General features: G+C 52.8%; 9 protein-coding genes. 1 reads left to right on the top strand and 8 read right to left on the bottom strand.

The features are described 5' to 3' along the window. Positions 1-1,867: HAMP domain-containing sensor histidine kinase (locus VFE46_03875; GenBank protein HZZ27123.1), on the top strand; the 1,867-nt coding region annotated here is incomplete at its 5' end. A 30-nt stretch (positions 1,868-1,897) separates the two neighbouring features. Here VFE46_03875 and VFE46_03870 read toward each other — a convergent pair. The 8 genes from VFE46_03870 to VFE46_03835 form a co-directional block, all read right to left on the bottom strand. Continuing rightward, positions 1,898-2,677 carry a hypothetical protein gene (locus tag VFE46_03870; GenBank protein HZZ27122.1) on the bottom strand — a complete coding sequence of 260 codons (780 nt, stop codon included), beginning with the start codon at positions 2,675-2,677 and terminating at the stop codon, positions 1,898-1,900. A 193-nt stretch (positions 2,678-2,870) separates the two neighbouring features. Continuing rightward, on the bottom strand, positions 2,871-4,862 hold the full coding sequence (locus VFE46_03865; GenBank protein HZZ27121.1) for an alpha-1,4-glucan--maltose-1-phosphate maltosyltransferase: 1,992 nt from the start codon (positions 4,860-4,862) through the stop codon (positions 2,871-2,873). A 35-nt stretch (positions 4,863-4,897) separates the two neighbouring features. After that, positions 4,898-7,159, bottom strand: a complete 2,262-nt coding sequence (gene glgX, locus VFE46_03860; GenBank protein ID HZZ27120.1) for a glycogen debranching protein GlgX — start codon at positions 7,157-7,159, stop codon at positions 4,898-4,900. Between the two features lie 48 nt (positions 7,160-7,207). Continuing rightward, a complete protein-coding gene (locus VFE46_03855; GenBank protein HZZ27119.1) occupies positions 7,208-8,845 on the bottom strand; it encodes a hypothetical protein in 1,638 nt (545 codons plus the stop codon). An 86-nt stretch (positions 8,846-8,931) separates the two neighbouring features. Then, positions 8,932-9,876: an ABC transporter ATP-binding protein gene (locus VFE46_03850; protein HZZ27118.1), complete on the bottom strand. Its 945-nt coding sequence runs from the start codon at positions 9,874-9,876 to the stop codon at positions 8,932-8,934. Positions 9,877-9,892: 16 nt separating this feature from the next. Continuing rightward, positions 9,893-12,487, bottom strand: a complete 2,595-nt coding sequence (locus tag VFE46_03845) for a hypothetical protein (protein HZZ27117.1) — start codon at positions 12,485-12,487, stop codon at positions 9,893-9,895. A gap of 109 nt (positions 12,488-12,596) precedes the next feature. Beyond that, positions 12,597-13,283, bottom strand: a complete 687-nt coding sequence (locus VFE46_03840) for a transglutaminase-like domain-containing protein (protein ID HZZ27116.1) — start codon at positions 13,281-13,283, stop codon at positions 12,597-12,599. Between the two features lie 304 nt (positions 13,284-13,587). Beyond that, positions 13,588-14,782 (bottom strand): S46 family peptidase (locus tag VFE46_03835; GenBank protein HZZ27115.1); only part of this gene is annotated, 1,195 nt, incomplete at its 5' end.

Below are 14,782 nucleotides of genomic sequence, written 5' to 3'. Positions count from 1 at the left end.
CTTGGTGCGCATCCAGATGTCTCGTCCCTGGCAAATTTGGTTGATCTTCGCTGCCTGCTTGATTGTGGCTGTGACAGCAGTGGGCTGGTTGAGTGTGAAAGCCTTACAGACCGAGCAAGCCCGTGCGGAAGCCCGGCATGCGGCGGCTGTCGAAGAAAACGCTCGATTGGCCTTGTGGCGGATGGATTCGTTTATGACGCCGATCTTGGCCGAAGAAAACGTGCGTCCCTGGTTCATGTACGGTGCAAACAGTAGACAAAAAAGCAACCAAGTTGGTGAAACAGTTCTGGCGACTGCGCCTACAAGCCAATCACCGCCTTTCGTGAAGTTGCATTTCCAATTTGCACTCGGAAGTCCCCTCACGTCATTTGAGATTTCTCAGAACGAATTGCTCGGAACGCCGGAATTGGCAACGACCAAAGGCACCGAAGGGCTTGTTGCGGCCCTGGCCGATCTGCAGAGCTTGCTCAACTTTTCCGCGCTGAATGCAGCCTTGCCGAAGCTCGTAAAATCGACCGAGCTAGCTGAGCCGGTCAGCTCGCCAGGTTCTGGATCAAGTCCGCATTTGGAAAACCAATTTGCTCAAAGTGCAAGCGACAATCTTGGACAGCAGGTCAACACCGATCTGGCTCCAAACGCCGCAGTTCCTAATGCGCAAAGTCAGCGCAATCAGAATGAATATCAAGCGCGATCGAAATCGGTGGCCCAGAATAACCTTTCCGCACAAAATCTGGGAATGAGCGGCGGCTCCATCAACAGCATCGCTTCACCATCAACACCCCCGGCTACTGTGCCGACAGCGGCAGTGGCCACTTCGATGATGAAGCCTCTATGGAATTCAGGAAACTTGCTGTTGGTGCGCAGAGCAATCATTGGCGGTCAGGAGTACGGCCAGGGTTGCGTGCTTGATTGGCCGGTAATCAAACAAGCATTGTTGAAAGAGATCACCGATTTGCTACCCGCGGCCGATTTGCTATCGGTCGCCGATTTAGCCGACGATTCCGAAAGCCATCGCCTAGCATCGCTGCCGGTAATACTGATTCCCGGCGCGGTGGCTGAATTTTTACCGCCCGGGCTGTCGCCCATCGAACAATCGCTCTTGCTTGCTTGGGGTGCGTTAGCTCTGGCTGCGTTAGCGGCCTTCGTGTTGCTCAGAGGTGTGGTCGTGCTAAGCGAGCGGCGGGCGGCGTTCGTTTCGGCCGTCACCCATGAGCTACGCACGCCGTTAACCACTTTTCGCATGTATGCAGAAATGCTTAGCGAAGGAATGATTTCCGACAAAGCACAGCAACGCCATTATTTAGAAACGCTTCGGATTGAAGCTGATCGACTCACACACTTGGTCGCCAACGTATTGGCCTATGCCCGATTGGAGCGTGGTCAGCCCGCTTCGCGTATGGAATCATTGACCGTTGAAAAGCTGCTGGCAGTGGTTACTCAGCGATTGGCAGACCGCGCGATGCAAGCTCAATTTCAATTAAGAATTGAACCGTTTGGGCCAGTGCTGGGCTGCGTTGTTCGGACTGATCCAACGGCAGTCGAGCAAATTCTGTTCAATTTGGTTGATAACGCGTGCAAATACGCAGCCTCCACAGCAAATCACACGCTGCACTTATCGGTGGTACACCAAGGCGTCAAAGTAAATATTCGTTTACTCGATCATGGTCCCGGCATATCAGCGGCCGAGCAACGCCGTTTGTTCCAGCCCTTTCGCAAATCGGCGAAACAAGCGGCGCATTCAGCTCCAGGCGTCGGCTTGGGCCTAGCGCTCAGCCGTCGCTTAGCTCGTGACATGAATTGCGAATTGCGCCACGAGGCCACGACCGATGGCGCTTGCTTTGTTCTCATCCTGCCGATGGCCGAATAGGTTAATAGGCTTAGACCATTCGGCCACACGTTAATAACCGGCTGGAACCAGCTCAGTCCGTTCCTCGTATTCGGTGTGGATCGTAGTCACAGGCACTTTGCGGACTTCTTCTTGTTCTTCGTACCTGACCGTCGTTACGGGCACCGTGCGCGTTTGCTCTTCTTCCATCCACTTCTCGGTGGTCACAGGAACTTTATAGGTTTGTTGTTCCTGCACGTACTTCATTGTTGTGACGGGCACGGTTCGCACTTCCTCTTGCTGTACATAATGGACTGTTTGAACCGGCGTTTGTTGAGAAATTACATGCGGCAAATAGGTTGTGGTAGGCACAACTTGCCAAGAGAGAAAACCATAACGCACAGGCATATAGGTCGTGTAAGGCGTATATTGGGTAATGTAATTTGTTTGCACGGCCGATTCCAGTACTGACCGATTTACCAAGACGCGCTGTTCCTGCTGGGTTGTTTCATAAACAGGCTTTAGAACGGTCCCAATCTCCTCGCGGTCGGCGGTTTCAATTACCGGTTTGCGAACGATTATTTTTTCCTCACGCTGCGAAGTTTCAATTACCGGCTTGCGAACGATCACTTTCTCTTCGCGCTCGGTCGTTTCCACAACTGGTTTTGCTACCCAGTAATGCCGCTCGGTGTAAGTCGGTGTTGACGGAGAATAGCCAACAATGACGGCTGTCGGCGACGCATTAGCAGAGCCAGCAACAGGGTAATTCGTCGTCGTGGTGGTCGACGCACAGGTGCAACCAGAGCTAGGTGATTCATTACCGCTGGGTGCGTAATATGTGGTCACAGGCATCGCAACCCAACCATCATTACTAACGACGGGTTCTTGCGCACATAAGGATGGAATGAAAACGCCCAGTGTAAGGATGGCGAAGAGGGTTATAGATCGCACGATCATGGCGGCGCTCCAATGCAGCATTTCGAAGATAGTTGACGAACCGCGAATTCCTCGATTATAAGCCGCTTTGATTGGCCACTGCCAGAAGCTAGCCGGAGATTTCCCGACGCATCTGAAGTACATGGGCCACGCTTCGGCTCGGATCCAGTTCAACATAGGCCCGGGCACCTTGCCATAGGAACGTTCGATCACTCAACAGATCCACCACTTCGTAACTGCCTCCGCTGAGACGGAATAGATCCAGCGGCAATTCTAGCCAGCCGGAGTGGGCGTGTCGGGGGTCCAGATTAACAATTGCCAGCACCAGGTTGCTGGCGTCGCTTGTCCGTTTGCTGTATGCCAATAGTTGGTCGGAATCGATGGCGTGAAATGTCAAATTCTCATTTCTCTGCAGAGCGGGCTGCTGGCGGCGAATACGGTTCAGGCGACTTAACAGGTGTCGGAGGCTGTCGAGCTGGTTTACATCCCAGTGCTTCAATTCGTATTTCTCGGAATGCAAATATTCTTCGCTACCGGGATCGCGAGGCGTTCTCTCTAATAGCTCGTAAGCGGGACCATATACTCCCCAGTTGCTGGAAAGCGTTGCCGCTAATACCGCCCGCACAGCAAATGCTTGCTGTCCGCCCCGTTGCAGGTAATCATGCAAAATGTCTGGCGTGTTTGTCCAGAGGTTTGGTCGAAAGATATCGGCAAGCGCCGGCTGCGAAAGTTCCGTAAAGTATTCGGTCAGTTCCTGTTTCGTGTTTCGCCACGTAAAGTACGTGTACGATTGCGTGAATCCTAGTTTCGCCAGCCGATACATAATTTTCGGCCGTGTGAAGGCCTCCGCAAGGAAGATAGCATCCGGCCGCGCCCGTTTCACTTCTGCAATGCACCATTCCCAAAAATCAAATGGCTTGGTGTGCGGATTATCGACGCGAAAAATGTGTACCCCTTGCTGCAACCAAAACATGAATACACTTTTCAACTCCTCCCACAGTGCCCGCCAATCATTGCATTCGAAGTCGAAGGGATAAATATCCTGATACTTTTTCGGCGGGTTTTCCGCATATTGAATCGTTCCATCCGGCCGGCTTCGGAACCACTGCGGATGTTCTTTGACATACGGGTGATCGGGCGAACATTGGAATGCGATGTCGAGAGCAATTTCGATGTTGTATTTTTGTGCCGTCGCTACCAGTTTGCGAAAATCTTCCAAGTTGCCTAATTCTGGATGCACGCTCTTGTGTCCGCCTTCCGCGGCGCCAATGGCCCAAGGACTGCCTACATCGCCGGCCTCGCACTGCTCCTGGTTGTTTTTGCCCTTGCGAAATGCCTTACCGATAGGATGGATGGGTGGCAAGTACAAAACATCGAAACCCATCTCTGCAACGTACGGTAAATGAGCGATGACATCGAGAAACGTACCATGCTTTCCGGCCACCGGACTGCAAGAGCGCGGAAACAATTCGTACCAGGCACTAAATGTGGCACGCGGCGCATCGACGACAACCTCGAATTCGGTAGAAATCGTCGCAGGGCTGCGATCAGCGTATTGATCCATGAGCGACAGCAAGTGTTCGTCCATGGCCGCCACATAGCGGGCGGCTTGATCCAACGACGCATATTTCGTAGAAGCTGAAATTTGGTCGGCGAATGCAGTCAGCTTCGATCCATCGGTACCCTTGGCGCGCAGAGCGGCAGCAGTTATCAGCTCTGCGCCAATCAGCAGATCGACTAGCAGATTCTGGCCCGCTTCATTTCTTTTTTTTAAATCATGCCGCCAAGTATGGAAGCGATCAACCCAGCCCAGAATGCGGTATACGTACTGTCCCAAGCTTTCGAGAGGAATACTAACTCGCCAGCGGTCATTGCCCAATGGCGTGAGGGGCCGTTCCAGCCAGCTATCTTCTTGTTTGGAGTGAGAGCTCTCATGACGATACTGCAATACTGCCACAACTTCTTCGTGGCCGTCGGCGAACACGTCAGCCTCAACGGACAGTTCATCGCCAATCGTTCGCTTGACGGCGAAGCCACCATCAACATTCGGCCGAATTCCTTCAATGGCTACGCGGTAAAAATCAGCTTCGTGCTGTTTCATGGGACTGGTGGTTACGTAAGAACATTGCAATCAATTTACGTCGCACTTTGCCCACCACTGCTACCGGACGCGGTCTGGACATCGGTGGCGGTTACAGACGCCGGTTTGTCGGCCGGAATATTCGTGGGCGCCGTGGGCAACAATTCAGGTGGCTTCACTGGAATGGCTTGGGCTTGCTCGTTCATCGCTCGCAAAATTGCTACTGAGCAGGATCGTAGCGCATACTTGGCGCCGACCGGAAAAAGTGCCTCGGTAGCTTTCGAATCCGCAGTGTCCAGAAGTCGTTGCCACTGTGAAATGCCGTTAAACGGCGGCAACTCAAAGGGAATATCGATTTTCTGATCAGCGTTGAACAAAATCAGCAAGCTGTCGCCATGAATTGGCTCGCCATGTTCATTCACATCAACATGTTGCCCGTAAAGTTGAACACCCAGGCAGCGGACAAATGGGGCTTTCCAGGCTTCTTCCGTCATTTCCTTACCATTGGGATCCAGCCATTGAATATCGGGAATGGCCGACCCTTCCAGCTTTTCGCCGTGAAAAAAACGCCTGCGTTGCAATACCGGTTGTGAAAAATAGAGCCGCACCAATCGGCGAGTAAACTCTAAAAGCTCGCCTTGAGCATCCGTTAAATTCCAATCGAGCCAAGTAACCTCATTGTCTTGACAATAAGAATTGTTGTTTCCGTTCTGCGAATGCCCCATTTCGTCGCCGGCCAAAATCATGGCCACACCTTGCGAACATTGCAACGTAGCTAACATCGCCCGTTTTTTGCGGGCCCGGAGGGCAAGCACGTCCGGATTATCGGAGGGCCCTTCGGCACCGCAGTTCCAACTGTTATTGTCGTCTGCGCCATCATGATTTTCTTCACCGTTTGCTTCATTGTGTTTGTGATCGTAAGAAACCAGGTCCTCCAATGTGAAGCCATCGTGACAGGTGATGAAGTTGATACTGGCATTAGGCGGGCGCTTGTTCCAGGCATACAAATCGCTGGAACCGCAAAAGCGCGTGGCGAATTCCGGCACCACGCCTGCATCCCCCTTCCAAAACTTCCGCATGCAATCACGGTATTTACCGTTCCACTCTGACCACAACACCGGGAAATTTCCCACCTGATATCCGCCTTCTCCCAAATCCCATGGCTCGGCGATTAATTTCACCTGGGATAAAATGGGATCCTGATGAATGATATCAAAGAATGCTCCGAGTTTGTTCACGGCATGCAATTCGCGCGCCAGTGTGCTTGCTAAGTCGAAGCGAAACCCATCCACGTGCATTTCCAGCACCCAATAGCGTAAGCTGTCCATAATCAACTGCAGCACACGTGGATTTTGCATGTGCAGCGTGTTGCCGCAACCGGTGAAATCCATGTAATAACGCGGATCTTCCGGCGACAGGCGATAATAATTGGCATTGTCGATGCCGCGGAACGACAGTGTCGGCCCCATCTGGTTTCCTTCCGCCGTGTGGTTGTAGACCACGTCTAATATCACTTCAATGCCCGCCGAATGGAGATTGCGAACCATGGTTTTGAATTTCGTGACGGCGTTTGATTGCAGATCGTTGATGGCGTAATCGTTTTCCGGTGCAAAGAAATTCAGGGTGTTGTAGCCCCAATAATTGGTCAATCCTTTCTCGACCAAATGCCGGTCGTTCAGATGGTAGTGGACCGGAAGCAACTCCACTGCGGTGATGCCCAGCTGTTGCAAATGTTTTAGCACCGGATCGCTTCCGAGGCCTGAATATGCGCCGCGCGCCGGATCAGGCACATCGGGATGCAGCTTCGTGAAACCCTTTACATGCAATTCATAAATCAGCGTTTTTTGCCAGGGTGTCCGTGGCGATCGGTCGTCTCCCCACGTAAATGCGGTATCGATCACTTTGGCCAAAGGAGCATACCGGGAGTTATCGCGTTTGTCGAACGACAAATCGGCCTGCGAATGGCCCACCTTGTATCCGAACATTGAGTCGGCCCAACGCAAGCTTCGTCCGATGCACTTTGCGTAAGGATCCAACAGGATCTTGTTCGAGTTAAAGCGATGTCCCTTGGCTGGCTCGTACCCACCGTACACTCGGTAACCGTACAGTTGGCCCGGCGTCAGGTCGGGTAAATAACCATGCCACACCATGTCGTTGTGCTCAGGAAGCAATACCCTGGCATATTCCGATTTCGCTTCGGGGGAATCGAACAGGCACAACTCAACTTTCTCAGCATTTTCTGAATACAAAGCGAAATTTACGCCCCGGCCGTCCCAACTGGCGCCCAACGGATATGGTTGACCCGGCCAAACTCGCATAAAGGATCTCGTGGTTGAGAATGTAGGATGTCGGTAGGAAGCAGCCCATCAATCCCAGGGGTTTGTCGGTTGAGGTTGATTTGGTTTCACTGTGACTTGGGATTGCTCTTCTTCAATGACTCGTATTGGCGGTGTCAGTCGAACTTGCCGAATTTCCGGAACAATGTACACCAAATTCCACAAGAAAACCAACACTGCTGCGGGCAGAATGATTGGCAGCAATTCGTCGTGGACGATGGAAGTGCGCGGATCAATGGTGGCGATACAACTCCAATACGGATCGGTCATATGTCCGAGCCTGTACGTGCTCTGGTGAACATCGTAAGGATCAATAATGGTGGGAATGCCCCAGCCGGCCATCAATAACAGCAGGTTCACCAGCACCCCGGCGGAAAGAGTTACCCGAGTGAATTTCCGAAGCAGGCGCAACAATAAATTTCCAATGCCGAGGTAAATAACAAAATAACCTAGCAGTAGAAGAATTTGCGTGAGCATCTGGGATGCTGCAGGCATGCCAGCCGCCGAAGCTCCATTCATTTCGCCATACCAAACACCCAAGAGAGCAAAAACCATCATCGCAAGTACATTGTTGACCGCGAACAAATATCCTGTTCCAGGACCTGGATTGAACCACGTGAACAATATTCGACCCAAATCTGTTCGCGGGAGCCTCCGTTTTATGCGCGGAGAAAGCTCTGAACTTTCGCCGGACATAAATGATCCCATCACGAGCCAGTAAGCACATGCCACGAGCATGGCGATTACACCTGCAAATCCAGTGCCTGCCTTTAGACCGCGTCCCGTATTTTCATACAACACATATCCTAGCCAGCCCACAAACAGAACTTGTTGCGCCAACATGGCCCTGCGTAAAGCCGAGGAACGATTTTCTGCAGTGAATGTCAATTGAGCGGCCGCAGCCAAATATAGCAATACAAAGGTACTGACAAAGAAACTTAAGAACATCAAGTTTTCGATCCAAAACTCTGAGCTTGTGAAAGGCAGGCGGGCAAATCGCAGCCGCATTTGGCACAATCCTGCAGCCCCAAGAAATGCGTAAAACAATCCGACTACGATCACCACGGCCAACATAATCTGCCAGTGTTTTTCCTTGGCAATCGTGGCTAACAGTAGCGCGCACAATGAAAACCCCAGCGATGCTAGGAAAGTGTAAAACAGGATCCAGCAGATCGTCGGTGCGTCGATTCCGCGCAGTAAGTAGGTAAACGCCAAACAAGGCGCCACGGCCGAAAAGTATACGGCCATTTGCGCGACCGAACTTCCCAGCTTGCCCGCGACGATTTGCCTTGGGCGCAGCGTCGTGATGGCCACCAATTCGTAGGTGTTATCTTCGCGTTCAGCAATGAGTGAGCGGAAAGTTGAATACGGAACAATTAAGATCAGCGGAAAGGCTAGAATCAGGTAATACACAAAGAACATGTCCGGGCCAAAAGCACCGAAAGAAACTTCCGGGCCTAACCGCGCAATCCCCGCAATCGACCACAACCATGACAAGCACAACACGGCGGTAAAGGTGATCGAAAACTGGCGGCTTTTTAGCGATTGCCGTACTTCTTTCACCAACAGCGGGTTCAGCCGTTCGCCAGCCCATTCGACTTTCGCGCTAAGTCGATGCCACCATGAAGTTGCGCGACTCGGCTCTCGAATTGCTTTTGACGAATCCATCGGTATGGACGTTTGCGGCACACTCATATGACAATCGAACTGTCGCGACTAACGTCGCGGCAATTGGGGTGGTTCTTTTGTTGTTTTTACTGCACTAAGCCCGCAGTTACTTGCAGGAATACATCTTCTAGCGAACGTTGATGACTTCCGAATGCCGCCACGCGGAATCCGGCGCCGATCAGGTCGCGAAGCAAATCGGCTTCGGCATTCTCATCTCCGTCGTGGGCAAAAGTGGCGGTATCGCCTTCGATTTTCAACTCGTACACGCTCCCTCTCGCATTCAGCCAGGCAACCGCGCCATCCAAGCCGCCGAGCACGCGCAACCGGACGAAGCTTTGCTGTTTTTGTTGGCCGCGGCGTTGTATATCGGCCACGCTGCCGACGGCTAAAATGCGGCCTTGTTCGATAATGCCCACCACATCGCACATTTCGCCCAGTTCGCTGAGAATGTGCGAGCTAACCAAAATCGTTTTACCATCGGCGGCCAAACGACGGATCATTTCGCGCAGTTCAATTCGCGCTCGTGGATCGAGACCGGCGGCTGGCTCATCCAAAACTAGCACCGCAGGATTATGAATCATCGTCCGTCCCAGGCCCAGCCGCTGCTTCATGCCCTTCGATAGTCCCGAAACTGCCTTGCCTTGAAGCGTGTTCAGGCCGGTAAAGTCCAGCACGTAATTCATTGCCTGCCGACGCTCGTTGCCGCGCAGCCCATAGGCCCGGGCGAAAAAATCGAGATATTCCAGGACGTTTACATTCGGATATGTGCCGTAATAATCGGGCATGAAGCCCAGCCGACGCCGAACCCGGTCTGGATCGTCGATGACCGAAAAACCATCGACAAGTGCATCTCCTTGTTGCGGACAATCGAGCGTCGCCAAAATTCGCATGCTGGTGGTCTTTCCGGCGCCATTGGGTCCGATGAAGCCGAATACCTGCCCGCGCTGCACTTCAAACGAAACATCGTTGACCGCCTTGGTGCGCCCGAAGTAACGGTGCAGGTGTCGCAATTCGATCATTGATTCCGGCATAGTGACCACCTGAGAACTACCATGTCCCTTCAATCACGTGCAAACTTTTTTCCGGTCGGGCTGCTGGCGTGCCCCATTCAATTTCTGGCGACGACTCAACAATGGCCACATAGGTACGGGCTGGCAAAGAATCGTTCATTAATTGATCGTGCATATCAGCCAGCGATTGCTCCAACATCCCGGCGCCTGCGCCAATTGCGGCCGAAGGGATGGAGGCGTTCGGAGACATTCCTAGTGCGTATCGGTTTTGGTTATAGTGCCGCTGACCGAAACCAAATAAATCCGGTCCTCCAGCCGGAGTTACGACCGACACTTCGGTCAGGCTGGCGTTTAAGAGAGGCTCCAATTGTTTAAGATAAGCGCTCGATTGCGATTCCGCAGGCTGCAAGGTCACGGTCGCATTGGGAGCGGTATCTGCAGCTGTGAAGCACTTTTTGTTTTCATCTACAAGCAGCAATTGCATAATTGGCGTGCCCAAATGATTGATTGCTCGTGGTTGCCCGTCGCTGCCGGATTGAATTTCCAATTGCTCCGTGCATTTTCGAATGCGCGCTGTGATGAACTGGGTCGGCGTGCGGGAATACAGCCAGCCGCTGGTCATCTGTTGTTCCAACGGTGAGTCTGATTTTGCACGCTCGCTTGGTTTCCAATCCAACACCCGACCTGCTTGCTCGTCATTGGCTAACGCTTGCAGCGTCAGTGGGATGACGACGGTATCTTCTGTGAACTTCAAACCGCCGGATGGCGTCAAGCCGGCATAGTATGAAAGCCGGCTCCAACAAGCGGCCTCGCCATTGCGCTGGTCAAGTTGGGTGAAAGAACGCGCTCTGGCGCGGACGCTCAATCCATCCGCTACAAGGGCATACAATAGTAGTGCGGAAGTAACCAATAGGGCTCCAGCCGGCACCGTCAACACCGTCAGATTCAATTTTCCTAAGCGGCGAAGAACGTAGTAATTGACAGGTCCGAGTATGATGACGAATAACGTGATCAGCACTTGAAATTGCAGCACGGGAACCAAGCCAACGCCGGGAATCAGAAAATTCCAGAAATCCGTGTTGTTTTGATAGATAGAAACTCCCCATCGCTGCGACCATTGCCAACGCTCCGGACCAATGCTGTTAAATACCCAGTTCCAAGCCGAGGATGGCATGCCGGAGAGGAGCTCATCCGAGGGTAATGCCACGACGATGCCCAACCCGCACGAATGTATGATAAATGGCGCTTCGTCGGCGGTCGAAGTGTTCTGCGTATTATTTGCCCGCGCCGCATTCAGCGAGGCTTTATCATTAAACAGCATCTGACCGCGCAAACCTTCTGGTGAAAGTTGCCAACCGCGCTGCACCGGATCGCTTTCATCAGCCCGGGCTGCATGCGACAGATCGTCGTCGATCCACGCCAAATGCTCCAACTCATTCAACTTCTTCCACCGTTGACCGGCATCATATACGATCAGGGTGCCGCCATTGCGAACCCAATCGCGGATGGCTTGCATCCGCGGACGATAATTGGCGTGCGTGATTTCATACTCTTGCAGTTTGTCGAGCGATACCAGCATGACATCAAAGCAGCTGTAATCGATCCACCGAACAGGTAAATCTGTTATCGAAGGAATTGCGGAAGTCAATGCAGACCCGACGGTGGCAACGCCCCCGGGCGACGGCGCACCGACCATCGCATTGGAAATTGCCGGATCGATTGTCGCCGACGCATTATCCGGAGCGATACTCATGAGTTCCATCGAAGGATTCACCAGAAAGGTGCTGGAAATTTTGTCTACGCCGCTGAGCAGCAATGTCACCGGAGAAGCTCCTTCACCTTTCATTGTGCCGCCCCAACTGGTCCAGGCAGAGTTTTCGGGAACGGAAAGTTGCTTCACATACTCGCCATCTTCGTAGACATCTAAAGCAAACATCCCCCAAGCGCACAATTGCGGCACCGCCAGTATGGCTTCGGCGGTCGATTTTCCGGCAGGAATTTCCAAGGTTTGAGTGACAGCGATGCTTTCGTTGCGTGTGTATCCTTGCATCGGACGAAAGATAATGCTGAGAACGCGGTCAGCGGTAACCGGTCCGGCAAGTGATTTCAACGAAACGCGCACAGGCCGATAACCACTCGCATCGACCCACATGGTATTAAGAGTCAACGTTAAGCCGGTTTTGTTGACTTCGCCTGGCTGCAATTGCGGTGTTTGGATTACCGTGCCCGAACTTGCGAACAACGATCCGATGGGCATCGTCAACAAAGTCGCCGTAACGAACCACAACAGAAGCTTGGGTGTAGAGATAGGATTTTCATCTGTGCGCTGAGGCGCTTGGTCCGTTGAGATGGAGGACGCAATAAGGTCCGCGATTCTGTGTGCTTTTCGTGCGCGGCGACGTGTTTGCATTGCCGAAAGAGCACGGCCGAAAAGCGCTACTGCGCCAAACATCACTACATACACGACAAATGCTACCCCTAGTGAGATGACTCCGACGACAATTCCGCCGGCCCAGGCATCTCCCTGGGTTGCGCGCGCGAAGATCAATGACACCACCGCCATGACGGCGGTCAGCGCCAAAATCCAACGGAGAGTAAATTGTGGAATGGACGTGCGGCGTACTTCGGTCATGTTTTTGATTGTGCCATGCCGCCGGCCCAAAACAAAGCCGGGCGGCCGAAATTAGAAAGGTCAAATTCGAATTTGCTTTGCCCCAGAGCACGCCGACTGGTCATTTCGCTCAGTCAGCATGTTGGACCAAAGCCAGCAACTCTTGCATGGCTAATACGTCCGATTGGCGGCCGGCGCGGGAAAATATCTGCTCCAAATTGTGAATGATTCGGGCGAGCCATTGTGGGTGCGTGGCCGTAGCCAAGACGGCATCGGAGCGTTCGACAGGCGTGCCGGCCCGTTGATCGAGCAAGTGGTATACTTCGTTGTCTGTAAGCACTCGTCCGCGGTCGAAGGCATCGACAATCATCCAGGAATTGCCGACTTCGACGGCCGCCAAAAAATGAATGGGTGAGTTGATGCCCCGTACTTTGAGGCCCACTTGCTGCGCGACAGCTTTGTAAACCAGCGATAACGTTACCGGAATGCCGCGCCGTGTCTCCAGAACGCGCGGCAAATAGCTGTTCTCCAGCGCGTAATAGTTTTCAGCGTGTCCAGCGAAGCCCCACTCTTCAAACAGCACCTCGTGCAGTTGCGCTATCATGGCCTGCGGATTGCCTGAACAAACGCGGCTACAAATCTCTTGTGCTATTTCAGCGAGTGTCTGTTCCACCGCCGCCGTGTCGACACCGTCCAATTCGTGCATCGAGACTGCAATTGCGGCACGAACTAAGGAACTGGTTTCTTCCAGTGACGGCAATTCGCGCGCGAACAACTCGTACGCTGCGGAACGACAGTAGCGCGGCGCCTGCGACATGGCCAAGTGCAAACGGGGCGGCTTGGGATCAATAAGTTAGATAAGATGCTCAACTTCCATTTAAGGCAACGTGGCGCAACGCTGCCCAGGAAACGGCTGTCCCCTCCCAAGCCGTTCACCTTTTCGAACCGGCATTGATTGTACATTCCTAGTTGCATTTTTAATAGATTCAAAATGGCAAAATAGTTGGCGCGGGCTCATTCCCAATGGGCGAGATGGGTTTTCAGCCCTTCTAATAAATCGCAACCGTGAACGAACCAAGCATCGGCCGTATTGTGCTTGTGGCTTAGCGATTTACGGCAGATTACTTCGGTCGTCGTCCGTGTTCGATTTCGTCGGCCAGCGCATCCGCCTGATAGACTTTCCGCAGAGCTTCCAAAATGGCGCTGGAATGAACGCTAACAGCCCGCGCTTGCTCGTCCGTGTAGGTGAAATCGAGCACCAGCGATTGAATGTTGCCATCAAAAATGATGCCCACATACTCACCGGCTTTGTTGATCACCGGGCTGCCGCTGTTGCCGCCGATGATGTCCGCTGTGCTAACAAAATTAAACGGCGTATCCATATTCAAGGCTTGCGGTGGCTGTAACCAGCTATTGGGCAAGGCAAATGGGGGCTTCGAGCCGTGATTATCGGCATGCTGAAATGCGCCGCCAATCGTCGTCCAGGGTGAAATGGTCTTGCCGTCTTGCTTGTAGCCTTTCACCTGTCCGAAAGCTAACCGTAGCGTGAACGTAGCATCTGGATAGGTATCGGTTCCCTTGACGGCAAACACAGCTTTCGCGATTTTGGCATAGCCCTGCTTCATCGGCTCATCGACTTTTTCTTCGTAGGTTTTCCGTAGATCGCGCGCCGGCGGGTCAACCAAGCGGGCCAACAAAATCATTGGATCGTTCGAGCCGTCGATGGCGGTCCGGCCCCCAGCTGCCAATTCCTTTCGAAAGGCCACATCCTTCAAGCGTGTGCCGCGCACCAGTTCATCGGCACGGGCCTGTGGCGATTTGCCTTGCAACGTTTTCCGCACCCACTCGTTATCGGCGCCGGCCTGTTCCATAAACATGCTAAGCGAATCGGCCAACTTCACGGTTTCCAGATCGTCGTAAATGGGCGCTTCGGAAAAAAGTTCTTGCTCTAAAGACTCGCGATTCGATTGGCGATATTCTCGCAAGCGCTCCGCGTTGTCTTTTTTATCTTCGTCAGCCATGCGAACCAGTGTGCGTGCGATGTGGAACAGATCGCTGTTAAAGGCAGTGCCAATTTCGACCAATCCCCAATCGACATAAATTTTGTCCCATTGATCGATCGCTTTAGAGACATCGTCCCAAGCGCCGACGTCGTCTTTCAATTTGGGATCTTTTGCCACAGCCGCGCGCAGCGATTTTTCTTCTTCCCGCTTGCGATTCATGATTTCCGGATCTTGCAAGCCAGCCAATCCGCCAATGCGGGCTTTCCGGCTGTTTTGATAACCGAACAATTCATCCTTGGCGCGGCGAGCGTTT

It is taken from the genome of Pirellulales bacterium (assembly GCA_035656635.1).
Classification (GTDB): Bacteria; Planctomycetota; Planctomycetia; order Pirellulales; family JADZDJ01; genus DATJYL01.
The sequence above is the reverse complement of the archived record's forward strand: the minus strand, read 5'-3'. Positions and strand labels throughout refer to the sequence as shown.